12 protein-coding genes are annotated in these 14,662 nt (G+C 69.7%); 8 read left to right on the top strand and 4 right to left on the bottom strand.

All coding sequences use genetic code 11. The features are described from left to right. Positions 1-3: 3 nt before the first annotated feature. Positions 4-939 carry a LysR family transcriptional regulator gene (locus tag WKW77_RS03115; RefSeq protein ID WP_340355343.1) on the bottom strand — a complete coding sequence of 312 codons (936 nt, stop codon included), beginning with the start codon at positions 937-939 and terminating at the stop codon, positions 4-6. A 122-nt stretch (positions 940-1,061) separates the two neighbouring features. On the opposite strand from WKW77_RS03115, the gene WKW77_RS03120 reads away from it, so the two are divergent. From WKW77_RS03120 to WKW77_RS03130, 3 genes are read left to right on the top strand one after another with little or no spacing between them, the layout of a single operon-like run. After that, entirely contained in the window at positions 1,062-2,312 is a 1,251-nt protein-coding gene (locus tag WKW77_RS03120; RefSeq protein WP_340355344.1) for a CaiB/BaiF CoA transferase family protein, read from the top strand. Continuing rightward, positions 2,309-3,286 (top strand): hydroxymethylglutaryl-CoA lyase, encoded by a 978-nt coding sequence (locus WKW77_RS03125; protein ID WP_340355345.1) that lies wholly within the window; start codon positions 2,309-2,311, stop codon positions 3,284-3,286. Before WKW77_RS03120 ends, WKW77_RS03125 begins: the two co-directional genes overlap by 4 nt. Before the next feature lie 43 nt (positions 3,287-3,329). Beyond that, positions 3,330-4,340: a Bug family tripartite tricarboxylate transporter substrate binding protein gene (locus WKW77_RS03130; protein ID WP_340355346.1), complete on the top strand. Its 1,011-nt coding sequence runs from the start codon at positions 3,330-3,332 to the stop codon at positions 4,338-4,340. 22 nt (positions 4,341-4,362) lie between these two features. Here WKW77_RS03130 and WKW77_RS03135 read toward each other — a convergent pair whose 3' ends face one another. After that, positions 4,363-7,515: an adenylate/guanylate cyclase domain-containing protein gene (locus tag WKW77_RS03135; protein WP_340355347.1), complete on the bottom strand. Its 3,153-nt coding sequence runs from the start codon at positions 7,513-7,515 to the stop codon at positions 4,363-4,365. Between the two features lie 354 nt (positions 7,516-7,869). Between WKW77_RS03135 and WKW77_RS03140 the strand changes: the two genes are divergently transcribed. Next, on the top strand, positions 7,870-8,271 hold the full coding sequence (locus WKW77_RS03140; protein WP_340355348.1) for a GreA/GreB family elongation factor: 402 nt from the start codon (positions 7,870-7,872) through the stop codon (positions 8,269-8,271). 15 nt (positions 8,272-8,286) lie between these two features. Next, positions 8,287-8,835, top strand: coding sequence for a hypothetical protein (locus WKW77_RS03145; protein ID WP_340355349.1), 549 nt, complete (start codon positions 8,287-8,289; stop codon positions 8,833-8,835). On the opposite strand, the gene WKW77_RS03150 is transcribed toward WKW77_RS03145, so the two are convergent. Further along, positions 8,814-9,161, bottom strand: coding sequence for a hypothetical protein (locus WKW77_RS03150; protein ID WP_340355350.1), 348 nt, complete (start codon positions 9,159-9,161; stop codon positions 8,814-8,816). The genes WKW77_RS03145 and WKW77_RS03150 overlap by 22 nt on opposite strands. Positions 9,162-9,280: 119 nt before the next feature. Next, on the bottom strand, positions 9,281-10,201 hold the full coding sequence (locus WKW77_RS03155; protein WP_340355351.1) for a hypothetical protein: 921 nt from the start codon (positions 10,199-10,201) through the stop codon (positions 9,281-9,283). A 196-nt stretch (positions 10,202-10,397) separates the two neighbouring features. On the opposite strand from WKW77_RS03155, the gene WKW77_RS03160 reads away from it, so the two are divergent. The 3 genes from WKW77_RS03160 to WKW77_RS03170 are packed head-to-tail and all read left to right on the top strand — an operon-like array spanning position 10,398 to position 14,574. Further along, positions 10,398-12,095, top strand: coding sequence for a DUF1302 domain-containing protein (locus WKW77_RS03160; RefSeq protein WP_340355352.1), 1,698 nt, complete (start codon positions 10,398-10,400; stop codon positions 12,093-12,095). A 34-nt stretch (positions 12,096-12,129) separates the two neighbouring features. Next, positions 12,130-13,485, top strand: a complete 1,356-nt coding sequence (locus WKW77_RS03165) for a DUF1329 domain-containing protein (protein ID WP_340355353.1) — start codon at positions 12,130-12,132, stop codon at positions 13,483-13,485. Positions 13,486-13,500: 15 nt separating this feature from the next. After that, on the top strand, positions 13,501-14,574 hold the full coding sequence (locus WKW77_RS03170) for a WD40/YVTN/BNR-like repeat-containing protein (protein ID WP_340355354.1): 1,074 nt from the start codon (positions 13,501-13,503) through the stop codon (positions 14,572-14,574). Positions 14,575-14,662: the final 88 nt, after the last annotated feature.

A 14,662-nucleotide genomic window follows, 5' to 3' on the forward strand; every position in this document is an offset into this window, starting at 1 on the left:
GACTCATGGCCCACGCGGCCGGGCAAGGCGAGCAGTCTGCGCCTCGTTTTCACTCCGGGCAGCGCCCAGATGATCGACCAGCATGCGCGCAGCAGGCGACAGCGCGTCGATCGAACGCACTGCCAGCACCAGTTGACGGCTCGCCCAGGCTTCATCGAGCGACACCGTCCGGATCCCCAGCGATGACAGGTAGAGCCTCGCGCTCAGCCGCGGCAGCACGCCCACCCCGAGTCCCGCGGCGACCATCAGCGCCATCGCGTCATATGCGCTGACCTGGATCCGAAGCCGCAGCGGCAGGCCGGCCTCGCTCGCCGCGCGGTGCAGCATGGCGTTCACCGCGCTGCCCGGATGCGCGCCGACGAATTCGTACGCGAGCGCCTCGCGCAGCCTCACCCTGCGCCGCCGCGCCAGCGCATGGCCGCTCGGCACCAGCAGCACGAGTTCATCGGTGCGATAAGGCAGGAAGTTGAGCGATTCACCATAGTCGCCGGCGTTGAGGATGCCGATGTCCGCGGTGCTGTCGGCCACGGCGCGCGCGATGGCGGTGCTGATGCGCTCCTGCAGATGCACCTGCACCATCGGCGCCGCCGCCATGAAGCTGCGCAGGTCGTCCGGCAGGAACTGCGTGATGGCCGAGATGTTCGCGAACACGCGCACATGACCACGCAGCCCGGTGCCGAAGCCGGCCATCTGCTCGGCGATGTCGTCCAGCCCGTTGAGCACGTTGCGCGCCAGCCCGAGCAGCGCGTGCGCGGCGGGCGTGGACCGGGTGCCGCGGTTGCTGCGCTCGAACAGCAGGGTGTCGAGCGCGGCTTCGAGTTCGCTGATGCGCTTGCTGGCCGCCGCCGGCGCGATGTGTTCGCGCTGGGCGGCGGCGGCGATCGTGCCTTCTTCCATCACCGCGACGAACAGGCGCAGCGAGACCGGGTCGAGCTTCATGCGCCGCATTAGACACCCGGCGCCCGCCTGCCATCGCGTTTCGCGATGGCAGCCTCGCCAATGAACGCTTTGCGGCCCGGACGCCCTCTCGCATCATTGGCTCACCCACACGGACGATGCACATGAAAGCACCACATCCCCAACCCGGCGCTGCCTCCATCCAGGGCGCCCTGTCCGGACTGCGCGTGATCGAGATGGGCCAGCTCATCGCCGGACCCTTCTGCGGCAAGACGCTCGGCGAGTTCGGCGCGGACGTCATCAAGATCGAGCCGCCGGCCGATCCGGCCCGCCCCGGCGCGAACGGCGGCGATCCGCTGCGCAACTGGCGGATGCTGCAGGACGGCACCTCCGTCTGGTGGCAGGTGCAGTCGCGCAACAAGCGGTCGATCGCGCTCGACCTGCGCGACGCCGAGGGCCAGGACATCGCACGCCGGCTGATCGCCGAAGCCGACGTGCTGATCGAGAACTTCCGCCCCGGCACCCTCGAAGGTTGGGGCCTGGGCTGGGAGACGCTGCATGCGCTCAACCCGCGCCTTGTGATGCTGCGCATTTCGGGCTACGGGCAGACCGGCCCCTACCGCGACCTGCCCGGCTTCGGCGCGATCGGCGAAGCGATGGGCGGACTGCGGCACCTGACGGGCGAACCCGGGCGTGTGCCGGTGCGCACCGGCATCTCCATCGGCGACACGCTCGCCGCACTGCACGGCACGATCGGCGTGCTGATGGCGCTCTATCACCGCGCGGTGCACGGCGGCCCGGGGCAGGTCATCGACGTCGCGCTGCACGAGGCGGTCTTCAACGTCATGGAAAGCCTCATCCCCGAATACAGCGCCTTCGGCGCGGTGCGCGAGGCGGCCGGCAGCGCCCTGCCCGGCATCGCGCCGTCGAACGCCTATCGCTGCGCCGACGGCTACGTGCTGATCGCGGGCAACGGCGACAGCATCTTCCGTCGCCTGATGGACGTCATCGGCCGCCCCGAACTCGGCAGCGCGCCCGATCTGCAGAGCAATGCGGGCCGCGCCGCGCGTGTTGACGAGCTCGATGCCGCGATCGGCGACTGGACGCTGCCGCGGACCATCGCCGAAGTGCTCGGCAAGCTCGGCGAGGCACGCGTTCCGGCGGGCCGCGTCTACACGGCGAAGGACATCCACGAAGACCCCCACTACCGCGCACGCGACATGATCCTGCGCCAGACCACGCGCGATGGCCGCGAGATCGACGTGCCGGGCATCGTGCCCAAGCTGTCCCTCACGCCGGGCACGGTGCGCAGCGCGGCGCCGCACCTGGGCGACGATACCGACAGCGTGCTTGCCGAACTGGGACTGGCCTCCGGCGACATTGCGGCGTTGCGCGAGAAGGGAGCCGTGGCATGAGCACCCCGAACGTCTGGACCGGCGCGCGCCGCCGCATCCACATGCAGGAAGTCGGCCCGCGCGACGGCCTGCAGAACGAAGCCGCCTATGTCGCGACGGTCGACAAGATCGCGCTGATCGATGCGCTCTCTGATGCGGGCCTCGCAAAGATCGAGGCCACCGCGTTCGTGTCGCCGCAGGCCATCCCTGCGCTGCGCGATGCGGAGATCGTGCTGCGCGAGATCCGGCGCAAGCCCGGGATCGTCTACACCTGCCTCGTGCCCAACGTGCGCGGCGCCGAACGCGCGATCGATGCGAAGGCGGACGAGCTCAACCTCGTCATGTCGTGCAGCGAGACGCACAACATCGCCAACCTGCGCATGACGCGCGAGCAGTCCTTCAACGCGCTCAGCGACGTCATGGCGCTCGCGCGGCAGGCAAACGTGCCGGTGAACGTGTCGCTCTCGTGCGTGTTCGGCTGCCCGATGGAAGGCGACATCGATCCGCAGGTGGTGTTCGACTGGGCTGCACGCTTCGCCGATGCCGGCGCGCGCGGCATCACGCTGTGCGACACCACGGGCATGGCCTATCCGACGCAGGTGTCGGCGCTGGTGCGCGACTTCCGCAGCCGCTTCGGGTCGCTCGAAACCACGCTGCACTTCCACAACACGCGCGGCATGGGTCTCGCAAACGTCCTCGCGTCCATCGAGGCCGGCGCGGACCGCTTCGATGCGTCGCTCGGCGGCCTCGGCGGCTGCCCCTATGCGCCGGGCGCGAGCGGCAACGTGTGCACCGAGGAGATCGTGCAGGCGCTCGAACTCATGGACTTCGACACCGGCTGCGACCTGAAGGCGCTGATCGACGCGGCAGAGCGCCTGCCGGCGCTGGTCGGCCATGACATTCCGAGCCAGATCGTGAAGGCCGGGCGGCGGCTCGATCTGCATCAGCCGCCGAAGGACTTCGCCATCTGGCGGGACCGCGCACTGGCGCGCTGACGGCCGCTTTTTGCACGCATTCGATACGACAAGGAGACATTGCATGACATCCCCCTACACCTGCCGCTTCTCGCGCCGCGCCATCGCCACGTGCGCTCTCGGGGCGATGGCGCTCGCGCTCGCGGTCCCGCTGCACGCGCAGAGCGCCGCCGGCAGCTACCCGACTCGTCCCGTCATGCTCATGGTGCCCACGGCTGCCGGCGGCACCACCGACATCGCGGCGCGCATGCTCGGCGTGCAGCTCGGCACCGCGCTCGGCCAGACCATCGTGGTCGACAACAAGGGCGGCGCCAACGGCGCGATCGCCGCGATGGCGGTCAAGCGCGCCGAGCCCGACGGCTACACGCTGCTGATGCAGTACTCGGGCTACCACGTCATCACGCCGCTGGTCAGCAAGCAGCCGCCCCAATGGCAGATGAGTGACCTCACGCCGGTCGCGAACGTGCTGTCTGCGCCGCAGATCGTGGTGATCCGCGCGGACCTGCCGATCAGGAACATGGCGGAGCTCGTCGCCTACGCCAAGGCCCACCCGGGCAAGCTCAACTACGCATCCTCGGGCAACGGCTCGCTGCAGCACGCGACCGGCGCGATGCTCGAACAGCAGGCCGGCATCAAGCTCACGCACGTTCCGTACAAGGGCACGGGCCCTGCCTTGCAGGACTTGCTGGGGGGCACCGTCGACCTGACCTTCGGCACCGCCCCGCCCTTCGTGCCGCACATCCAGTCCGGCAAGTTGCGCGTGCTCGCCACCACCGGCAAGACCCGCCTGCCGAGCCTGCCCGACGTGCCCACTACTGCGGAGGCGGGCTTGCCCAAGCTGGACGCGACTTCATGGTTCGGCGTCTTCGCGCCGGCCAAGACGCCGAAGCCGATCATCGACAAGCTGACGACCGAAATCGCGAAGGTCGTCGCATCGCCGTCGTTCAGACAGAAGGCGCTGGAGCAAGGCGCGGTGGCCGACTACATGGCGCCGCAGCAGTTCGCCGATGCGATCAAGGTGCAGACGGCGCAGTGGGCCGACGTGGTGAAGGCGACCGGCATCGAGGCCGACTGACGCGAGGGAAACCCTTCGGGACCTAAGCCAGGAACGGCAAGACGACCAGCGCATCGGGATCGAGCCCGGCTCGCTCGCAGAGATCGCTGGCCAGTTCCATGTAGTGCTCGGCTTCCTCCCCCTTGTCCAGGTCGAGGTGCAGCGTCGCCAGCCCGTCGTAGCAGGGAAAGAGCAACTGCGGCTCACCCGACTTCTCGGCCAGCGCCAGCGCTTCCTCGTAGTAGCGCAGCGCGCGCAGCGGATCGCCGTGGCACTGGTAGATCTGCGCCAGCACCACCAGCGAGACCGCCAGGTGATCGAGCTGCCCGGTGCTCCGGTCGATGCGGATGGCATCGTGCGCCGCCACCATGCCGCGCTCGTCGCAGCGGTTGGTCAGCGTGCAGTAGGCGACCGCCAGATTGGCCGAGAGGCGCGATTGCAGGCCGAGGTCGCCGATGCGGTGGGCAGTCTGCAGCCCGCGCTCGCAGGCGTCGATGGCGCGCTGCGGATCGCTCGAGCTGTAGAGCACGCCGAGGTTCGACAACGCACGGCATTCCACCTGCGGCAGGTCGGCGGCGCGTGCAACGTCGATGCTCTGCTCCAGCCGTTCGACCGCCTCATGGATGCGGTCGAGCCGCGCCAGTGCAACTCCCTGGATGTTGAGCGCGAGCGCGACCGCCGCGCGGCTCCCTTGGGGACCCCCAGGTCCGTCGGCGGCACCATCGAGGCGGCGGACGTGCGCAAGCGAGCGCTCCGTCCACTCGAGCGCGCCGTGGCTGTCGCCGCTGCGAAAAGCCAGCTCGCCCCGTTTCTGGAAGAGCCACGCCAGCTCGGGGTGCGGCGCCGCTTCGTTCATCAGCGCCAGGCCCGCTTCCAGGCATTGCCGCGCCTCGTCGCGCTGGCCGACTTCCCAGCGCAATGCGGCGATCTTGCGCAGCACGCGCGCCTGGGCGATGCGGTCGCCCGCGCGCGCATGGCCCTCGCGCACCGCTTCGAGATGCGCCGTCGCATCGGCGATCCGCCCGGCCGGCGCGAGCACGTCGGCGAGCCGCTCGCGGATCCGCAGCGACTGGCCTTCATCTCCGTTGCCGGCCTGCGAGAGCGTCTCCAGCGCGAACTCGTAATGCCGGATTGCATCCGCGTTCGCATAGGTCTTGCGCGCCCAGTCGCCCGCGGCGGAGAGGTAGTGCACCGCGCGCGGCTTGTCGGCGCCGAGGCGGAAGTGATGGGCCAGCGCCTGCAGTTCCTCCAGATGCCGCGGCGCGCCGCCGCACAGGCGCTCCAGTCCTTCGCCGATGCGGGTGTGCAGCTCGGTGCGGCGGCTGATCAGGAGCGTCTCGTAGGCCACCTCCTGGAACAGGCCATGGCGGAAACGGAACTGCCGGTCCTGGCCCGGCGAGGCCGGCGCGCCGGGCAAGAGCGGCGCCAACGACAGCAGGCCGGCGCCGACGAGCGCATCCAGCGCATCGGACAGTGCCCGTGCGCGTGCGGTCGCAACGTCCCGCAGCAGCGCTTCGGCGAAGACCGGCCCGATGACCGCCGCTTCGCGCAGCGTCTGGCGCACCGGGACCGGCAGGCGGTCGATGCGGCCAAGCAGCAGGCCGTGGATCGTCAGCGGCACCTGCTCCGCCGAAGCGCCCGGGCTGCAGATCCAGGCGCCTTCCTGCTGGCGCAGCACGCCGTCGGCGATCAAGGCGCGCACCATCTCTTCGAGGAAGAGCGGGTTGCCCCCCGCATGCTCGACGATGCGCATGCGCAAGTCATCGGGCAGCGTGCGCCGCGACGTGCCGAACAGGCCGTCGAGCAGCGTCGCGCTGCATGCCGGCGAGAGCGGCTCCAGCGCGATCCGCGTGTGCGCCGCGGGTCCGCCGGCCAGCACGCCGACTTCCGGAACCGGCCGATGCGTGACGAGCAGCATGAAGGGCTTGCCGCCCAGCTGGTCGAGCAGATAGCGCAGCACGTCGAGCGATGCCGCATCGGCCCAGTGGAGGTCTTCGACGATGAGCATCACCGGCTCGCGCTGCAGGCGGCGCTGGATGACCGCGAGCACGGCGGAGAAGATCTGCCGCTTGAGCTGCTCCGGATCGAGATAGCGCGTGCGGGCATCGTCGCCCTCGAGGCCCAGCACGCAACCGAGGTAGGACGCGACCTGCTCGCGCTCCTGCGCGTCCACGCCCAGCTCCACGAGCGCGGCGGCGATCTTGCGCTGTGCCTCCACGGCGCCCTCCCGCTCCGAAAGGCCATAGGCATCGCGCAGCAGCGCCGCCGGCACGCCGTAGGTCCGCTCGCCGAGGGACGAGCAGGCGGCGTTGCGCACCGCCACGCCGTCCAGCCTGCCGAAGGCGCGCAGCTGCGCGACGAACTCCGCGACCAGGCGGCTCTTGCCGGTGCCCGCCTCGGCGACGAGGCTCACGAGCTGGCACTGCCCGCTGCGCATGGCTTCGAAAGCGCAGACCAGCGCGTCGAGGTCCGCGTCCCGGCCGACGAGCGGCGTCGCCAGGCCATGCGCCTGCAACCCGCGCGAGGCCAGCGGCGCCGCCAGCGCGGCGCCCAGGCGGTACGCGATCACCGGCTGGCTCTTGCCCTTGAGCGCCAGTGCGGGCATTTCCTCGAAGGCGAAGGCATGCCGCGTGAGCAGCCAGGTCGAGCGGCTCACCAGCGTCTCGCCCGCGCCCGCCGCGGATTGCAGTCGCGCGGCGGCATTCACCGTGTCGCCCGTGACTGCATAGGTGGCGGCCGGATTCGAGCCGATGCGCCCGGCCACCACAGGCCCCGTGTTGATGCCGATGTGCAGCGACAGCGGGCGGCCGATGCTGGGCTGCCAGCGCGCGCTCAGGGCGGCGATCCGTTGATGCAGCAGAAGCGCCGCGCTCACCGCGCGCGCCGGGTCTTCGTCGTGCGCGACGGGGGCGCCGAACACCGCCATCACCGCGTCGCCGACGTACTTCTCGACGAAGCCATCGAGGCGCTGGATGCTCGAGGCCATCTCCGCGAACAACTCGCTCTGCAGCGCGCGCACGACTTCGGGGTCCAATGATTCGCTCAGCGAGGTGAAGCCCGACAGATCCGCGAACATGACCGTGACCGGGCGGCGGTCCGATTCGGGCTCGGGGGCCGCCACCTCCAGACGCTGACCGCACTTCGGACAGAAGGCGAACGTGGCGTCGGCTTCGAACCCGCAGGCTGGGCAAGGCATTGTTCATTCTCCCCTGTTCTTGAACTCTCCCCCAGCCTCGCCCACTTCGTGTGGCTCGGGCACCCCCTTCCGGGGGCAACCCCAGCGGCCCGGCAAAGCCGGTTCCGCGGGGGTTCCTGGTATTCCTGGGCGCCTACAATGGGCCGATGCGCGCTTCCGTTCCGTTCCACGCCAATCACCAGGCCGATGCGACCATCGCCGGCATGGCGGGACTGCGCCAGCCGGACGCACCCTCCTCCGCCCGGCGATCCCCTCTCCCACCTCTTTAGCGCAACCATCGATCGCCGGGCTCCCGCCCCGCGCGACAGCGGCCGTCACTTGCACGCGGCCGCATTCGATTGGAGAGCTTCTTTCATGACCGCAACCATTCACGGCGAGCGCGTGCTCACCGAACTCGATCACGTCCGCCTCACCAAGCTGCAGGACGCCAGGGCGCATCCGGCGCTGGAATCCCTGCTCGACCTCGCCGAGGTGATGCGCTCGCGCGAAGTGCCGGCCGACATCGTGACCATGCATTCGAGGATCACCCTCGTGGACACGCAAACCGGCCAGCGCGACCAGATGACGCTGAGCTATCCACCGGAAGCCGATCCGGCCAAGGGCTTTCTGTCGGTGCTTTCGCCGGTCGGCATGGGCCTGATCGGGCTTCGCCTCGGCGCCACCGCACACTGGAAGACGCCCGGCGGCGAGGAACGCAGCGCGCGGGTGGAGGAGATCCTCTACCAGCCCGAGGCCAGCGGCGAATACACGCTCTGAGCGGACCGGTCGGACATGGGCACGAACCCGCCCCGCAAACCGCACCTCGACGACCGCGCGCTGGAGCCCTATCCGCTGCGGCAGACGCTCTCGGTCAACGAGCAGAAGCTCGCATCGCTGCGCGAAAGCGCCGCGACCGAGTGGATCTCCAAGCCGGACCACTACCTGCTGGTGGATGACGGCGAGCAGCTCACCCTCTGCGCCGCCAACGAGCAGGCGCTGGAGGAAGCCGCGCCGCTCGTCGCCGCAGCGCTCGGCGCATCGGCGCGATTCGGCACGCCGCGCGCGCACTGCGCCACTCGCCCGCACGACGGCGCACGACTGCAACCCGTGATGTACGTGCGCGTGCAGGTGTCCCGCGCACACGCCGCGCATGTGCGGGAGGAACTGCTGCGCCGCGGCGCTGCGCTGGTCGAGGAGGACCCCCAGGGCGACCGCCTCGTGCTGCGCGCCGAGGCATCGCTTGCCGCCCTGATCGGCTACCGGAATTTCCTGCGGGACACGACGAGCGCGCGCTTCGAGCTGTGGAGCTGGCTCGCGCGCTACGAGACCACCGACGCCTGAGTGGCATCGGCGCGCTGCGCCGTCGCTGTCTGGGGAGGCAGGCTTCCTTCGAGATAGCGCACCAGCAGATCGCGCGCCACGGCCTCGGGATGGCTTTCGAGCCGCGAGACGAACTGCTCGCCGACGCAGCGGCCCTGGAAACGGACGTAGACGCGCGGGAAGTAGGTCAGCGCCTCCGCGGCATCGCGAATGCACTCCACGAAGGACGTGAGTCCCCGGTCCTCGTAGCAGGCCTCCGGTGCCGGGCTGCCGGCCGGCCGCGTGGCGCGCACGGCGTAGGTATAGGAGCGCTCCCCGAGCTTGCGGATTTCGAGAACTGGCTGCATCGCGGACTCCTCTTCAGACGGCGCTGGGCGAATGGCGCCAAACTGGCGGGCGAGGTAGTTTACGTTCCGTCGCAGCGCTGACAACCGCCTACAACTTCCGGCCAGTGTGCCGGCGCCACTCAGGCTTCGAGGCCCGGCAGCAGGTCCTGCACATCGTCATCGAAGCCCCCGACAGGCTGCGCCTTGGCCAGCGCCATCCAGACCGCGAACGGCAGGCGCGGCAGGGCGCGGTGCACCGCCGAGCGGGCCACGACCAGCCGGTCGCCCTGGGCGACCATGACGCCGCATTCCGACGGGATCTCGTCCGGCTCGCCGATGGGCCGGCCGCGCGCGTCGCTGCCGAGCACGTACCAGCACTCTCCGCCCAGGTCGAGGTAGGCGGCGCGCTTGTCGGGCTTGCGAAGGTCGCCGAGCAGGTCGGCGCGGTTGACCTTGACCTCGTGGACGATCGGCTGCGCGTAGGCTTCCACGCTGGTGTTGCGGATCGAGAAGACGTCCGGCCGCGCGATACACCAGCGCGGCTTGTCGCCCTCGGCGGCCGGCGGCAGCTGCGCCCGCAGCGTGAGTCCGCGCCAGGCGACGCGGCCGGCGCGCGTCATCTCGCGCGCGACGCGCTCCACCAGCGCCTCGTGGCGCGACAGGGCCGCGCGGTTCACCACCAGCGACGACGCGATGTGCGCGATGCCGGCGTCGGTGACGCGCAGCGTTTCGTGGCCATGCGTGGAGCGGACGCGCTCCAGCAGCCCGGCGGCCAGCAGATCCACCTCGATCGGATCGCAGCAGGGCCAGCCGGCTGAGCGATAGACCTCGCGCAAGCGCCGCGCGTGCATGCGCCCGGGCACGAATGCGCCCGGCGGCGGATCGGCCACCGGCGGCGGCTTGCCGGGCTCGACCAATGGCGGGTCCGTGGGTGTGGGATCGACTACCGGCGCCGGCGAATGCGGGGCGGGCGGTGTCGGCGGCACGGGAAGATCGGGCGATGGTGGCGGCGGCCCGATGGGCGCGCCCACCACGGCCCCCGGCATGGCGAAAGCATTCATCGCGCTAGGTTAGCGAAAAGCGCGCCGACGAGCGCGGCGCGCCCCCTCCATCGGGGGCCTTCCCCCGCCCCCGCCCCCTCCGCCAAGGAGGGGTGCCCGGCGCACCCCCGCTCCCAGAATTCCATCCTGTTCCCGGCTGCCCGCAGGCGGGGAACACCTCCCCCACCGCCCCACAGACAAAGAAAGAAGAGACCTCGTGCCTCAGCTCAACAACAAGACGGCTTCCCTGACAGACCGTCCGTCCTTCCGGCTCGCAGCGACCGCATTCGCAGCCGTGCTCGCCACCCTGTCGTCGAACGCGCGGGCGTTCGAGATCGACACCGGCAACCCCGACGTCGCGATCCGCTGGGACAACACCGTCCGCTACAACTATGCGAACCGGGTCGAGAGCCGCGATCCGAAGATCGGCAACTCCGCCGTGTCCGACGAAGGCACCTACAGCTTCGACCGTGGCCAGACGGTGGCGAACCGCCTCGACTTGCTGAGCGAGTTCGACATCACCTATCAGAAGCGCTTCGGCGCACGCGTGAGCGCGGCCGGCTGGGCCGACGGCGCCTATGGGTCGACCAGCCACTCCAATCCGCTGCCGCCGCTGAGCAACATCCCCAGCTACGTCAATCATCAGTACAGCGACTACACGAAGCGCTACTACCGGGGGCCCTCCGGCGAGTGGCTGGATGCCTTCGTGTTCGGCGGCGCCGACATCGGCAACGTGCCGGTCAATGCCAAGCTGGGCCGCCATTCGCTGTACTGGGGCGAGTCGCTGTTTCTCAACGGCAACCTGAACGGCATTGCCTATGCGCAGAACCCGCTCGACCTGCAGAAGGGCTTCGCCACGCCGGGCGTGGAAGCCAAGGAGCTCTTCCGCCCGCTGAACCAGATCTCGGCGCAGTCGCAGATCACGCAGGACCTCTCGATCGCGGGCCAGTACATGCTGGAGTGGGACTCCTTCCGCTACCCCGAAGGCGGCACCTACCTCGGCCCGGTGGACTTCGCCTTCAACGGCCCCGACCGCCAGTTCCTTTCGAGCCAGCTCGGCTTCGCCCAGCGCGGCAACCCGTCCGAGCCCAAGCAGCATGGCGAAGGCGGCCTGGCCGCGCGCTGGAGCCCCGAATGGATGGACGGCACGATGGGCTTCTACTGGCGCAACTACGCCGACAAGCTGCCGCAGACCTTCCTCACGCAGGTCGGCCGCAACATCAGCCGCTACAACCTGATCTACGCCGACAACATCGACATGTACGGCGTGAGCTTCGCGAAGAACATCGCCGGCATCAGCTTCGGCAGCGAGCTCTCCTATCGCCACAACACGCCGCTGAACAGCACCGTGCTGGGCATCGCCCCGGGCCTGCCTACGGAGGGCAACACCAAGGGCCCGCGCGGCGACACCTACCACGGCCTCATCAACGCAGTCGGCGTGATCCCGAAGACCGCCCTGTTCGACACCGCCACCTGGGCCGTCGAAATGGTGTGGGCGCAATGGGCCAAGGTGACCAGCGGCGCCAACCTCTTCTATGCCGAAGGCTTCGCGGCCTGCGCCGGCAAGGACAAGTGGGACGGCTGCACCACCAAGAACTACTTCGGCACCGGCATGGCCTTCACGCCCACCTGGTTCCAGGTGTGGCCCGGCATCGACCTTTCCATGCCCATCACCTATGCGGTGGGCCTCAGCGGCAACGCTCCCACGGTCTTCGGCGGCAACCAGGGCAACGGCAACTACAGCGTTGGCCTGGGTGTCGATGTCCGCCAGAAGTACCGCTTCGACATCAAGTACATCGACTACCTCGGCAGCTACCGCAGCACCAACGGCACCGCGGTGACGAGCCAGAACGGCTTCACCACGCTGCTGAAGGACCGCGGCTTCGTGAGCCTGACTTTCAAGACCACCTTCTAGCCCTTTCCAGATCCCTCACCCCAGGAGACAAGACATGAAGTTCACACTCAAGCGCGTCGTCATCGCCGGATTCGTCGCGGCGCAAGCAGGCATCCTCGCGCATGCCGCGGTCAGCGCCGATGAAGCCAAGGCGCTCGGCACCACGCTGACCCCGGTCGGCGCCGAGAAGGCCGGCAACAAGGACGGCACCATCCCCGCCTACACCGGCGGCCTGACGAAGGCCCCTGCCGAGTTCAAGGCCGGCGACGGCATCCGCCCCGACCCGTTCGCCAGCGAGAAGCCGCGCCTCGTGATCGACGCCAAGAACATGGGCGAGTACGCCGACAAGCTGACCGAAGGCACGAAGACGCTGCTGAAGACCTACCCGAGCTTCCGCGTCGACGTCTACCCGACGCACCGCACGGTGGCCTTCCCGAAGTTCGTGACCGACAACACCGCCAAGAGCGCTGTCAACGCCAAGACCGCGAACGACGGCCGCTCGATCGAGGGCGTGCACGCGGGCTTCCCGTTCCCGATCCCGAAGACCGGCTACGAAGCGATGTGGAACCACCTCGTGCGCTTCAACGGCCAGTCGTATGAAGCCAAGTACCGCAACATCAACGTCGATGCCAGCGGCCGCCCGGCCCTCGCCACCGAAGGCGTGAGCGTGCAGGACTTCCCGTTCTGGGACACGGCCAAGGCGGACGCCGACACCTACTGGCGCATCAAGCTGACCTACACCGGTCCCGCCCGCCGCGCCGGCGAGGCGCTGATGATCGTGGACCCGCTCGACGTCGGCAACAAGGACCGCCGCGCCTGGAGCTACCTGCCCGGCCAGCGCCGCGTGAAGGTCGCACCGGACCTGTCGTTCGACACGCCGAACCCCGGCACCGCCGGCGCGACGACGTTCGACGACACCTTCATCTTCAACGGCTCGATGGACCGCTTCGACTTCAAGCTCGTCGGCAAGAAGGAGATGCTGGTCCCCTACAACACCTACGCCGCGGTCTACGGAACCAAGCAGGACGACCTGCTCAAGGCCAACCACCTGAACCCCGATGCGGTTCGCTGGGAACTGCACCGCGTGTGGGTGGTGGAAGCCACGCTGCGCGAAGGCAAGCGCCACGTCTACAGCAAGCGCACCTTCTACCTCGACGAGGACTCGTGGGCGGCGCTGGCGTCGGACAACTACGACGCACGCGGCCAGCTCTACCGCGCCGGCTTCGCCTACATGGCGCCGAGCTATGACCTGCCGGCCCCGTACACCGACATGTTCGGCCACTACGACTTCGTCTCGCGCGTCTACTCGCTGACCGGCTACATCGCCGAGACGGGCGGCCTGCGCCACACGAAGCCGCTCGCAGACCGCGAGTGGACCGCCGATTCGCTCGCCGGCAGCGGCGTGCGCTGAAGCGGGAGCCTGCACATGAACGCGAAGCGAGCAAGCATTGCCGCCTTGGCGATTGCCTGCGCCGCCGCGTGGGGAGCGCAGGCGGCGGCCGACAAGGGCTGGCGCGACGTGCTCGACACGCCGGCCGCCCGAAGCAACCTGGCATCACGCGCCCTGCTCAACGGGCTGGCGCGGGCCGGCGACCGCATCGTCGGGGTCGGCCAGCGCGGCCACGTCGTCATCTCCGACGATGACGGCAAGAGCTGGCGCCAGGCCGAGGTGCCGGTGAGCTCCGACCTCGTCGCCGTGAGCTTCCCGACCGCCACCGACGGCTGGGCCGTGGGCCACGACGGCATCGTCCTGCACTCGAAGGACGGCGGCCAGAGCTGGACCACCCAGCTCGACGGCCGCCGCCTGGGGCAGGTGATGTTCGAGTACTACTCGAAGTCGGCCTCTGCGCTCACCGACGACCCGAAGCGCGCCGCGCTGCTGGTCGAGGAAGCCAAGCGCTTCCAGGCGCAGGGCGCGGAGAACCCGTTCCTCGACGTGTGGTTCCGCGATGCCAGCAACGGCTACATCGTCGGCGCGTTCGGCCTCGTGTTCCGCACCGCCGACGGCGGCGCGACCTGGGAGCCGCTGCAGCACGCGGTCGAGAACCCCAAGGCCCAGCACCTCTATGCGGTGCGCGGCATCGGTTCCGACGTCTACATGGTCGGCGAGCAAGGGCTGCTGCTCAAGCTCGCGCAAGGCGACACGCAGTTCCGCGCACTGGAGCTCCCCTACAAGGGCACGCTCTTCGGCGTGAGCGGCAGCGGACAGACCGTCGTCGTCCACGGCCTGCGCGGCACCGTGCTGCGCAGCACCGACGGCGGACACCAATGGCAGCAGGTCCCCACGGGCCTGCAGGTCGGCCTGACGGCGAGCACGCGCGACAGCGACGGCCGCCTCGTCATCGTGAGCCAGGCCGGCCACGTCCTCGCCAGCCGCGATGACGGCGCGAGCTTCAAGCCGGTGCCTGTCACCGGCGCCCTGCCCGCGGCGGCCGTCATCGTCGCGGCCCACGGCAACCTGGTCGTCGCAGGCCCCCGCGGGGCGGTGGCGCTGAAGTAACCCCCAGCCTCGCCCACTGCGTGTGGCCCCTGCACCCCTTACGGGGGACGCACCCAGCGGCCCGGCCAAGCCGGTTCCGCGGGTGCCC

It is taken from the genome of Variovorax ureilyticus, assembly GCF_037889935.1.
Classification (GTDB): Bacteria; Pseudomonadota; Gammaproteobacteria; order Burkholderiales; family Burkholderiaceae_C; genus Variovorax; species Variovorax ureilyticus.

Bases quoted from the DNA above. Each gene is read 5' to 3' on its own strand.
- WKW77_RS03135 (WP_340355347.1), bottom strand. From the start codon at position 7,515: ATGCCTTGCCCAGCCTGCGGGTTCGAAGCCGACGCCACGTTCGCCTTC.
- WKW77_RS03140 (WP_340355348.1), top strand. From the start codon at position 7,870: ATGACCGCAACCATTCACGGCGAGCGCGTGCTCACCGAACTCGATCAC.
- WKW77_RS03170 (WP_340355354.1), top strand. From the start codon at position 13,501: ATGAACGCGAAGCGAGCAAGCATTGCCGCCTTGGCGATTGCCTGCGCC.
- WKW77_RS03125 (WP_340355345.1), top strand. From the start codon at position 2,309: ATGAGCACCCCGAACGTCTGGACCGGCGCGCGCCGCCGCATCCACATG.
- WKW77_RS03155 (WP_340355351.1), bottom strand. From the start codon at position 10,201: ATGAATGCTTTCGCCATGCCGGGGGCCGTGGTGGGCGCGCCCATCGGG.
- WKW77_RS03165 (WP_340355353.1), top strand. From the start codon at position 12,130: ATGAAGTTCACACTCAAGCGCGTCGTCATCGCCGGATTCGTCGCGGCG.
- WKW77_RS03150 (WP_340355350.1), bottom strand. From the start codon at position 9,161: ATGCAGCCAGTTCTCGAAATCCGCAAGCTCGGGGAGCGCTCCTATACC.
- WKW77_RS03130 (WP_340355346.1), top strand. From the start codon at position 3,330: ATGACATCCCCCTACACCTGCCGCTTCTCGCGCCGCGCCATCGCCACG.
- WKW77_RS03145 (WP_340355349.1), top strand. From the start codon at position 8,287: ATGGGCACGAACCCGCCCCGCAAACCGCACCTCGACGACCGCGCGCTG.
- WKW77_RS03120 (WP_340355344.1), top strand. From the start codon at position 1,062: ATGAAAGCACCACATCCCCAACCCGGCGCTGCCTCCATCCAGGGCGCC.
- WKW77_RS03115 (WP_340355343.1), bottom strand. From the start codon at position 939: ATGAAGCTCGACCCGGTCTCGCTGCGCCTGTTCGTCGCGGTGATGGAA.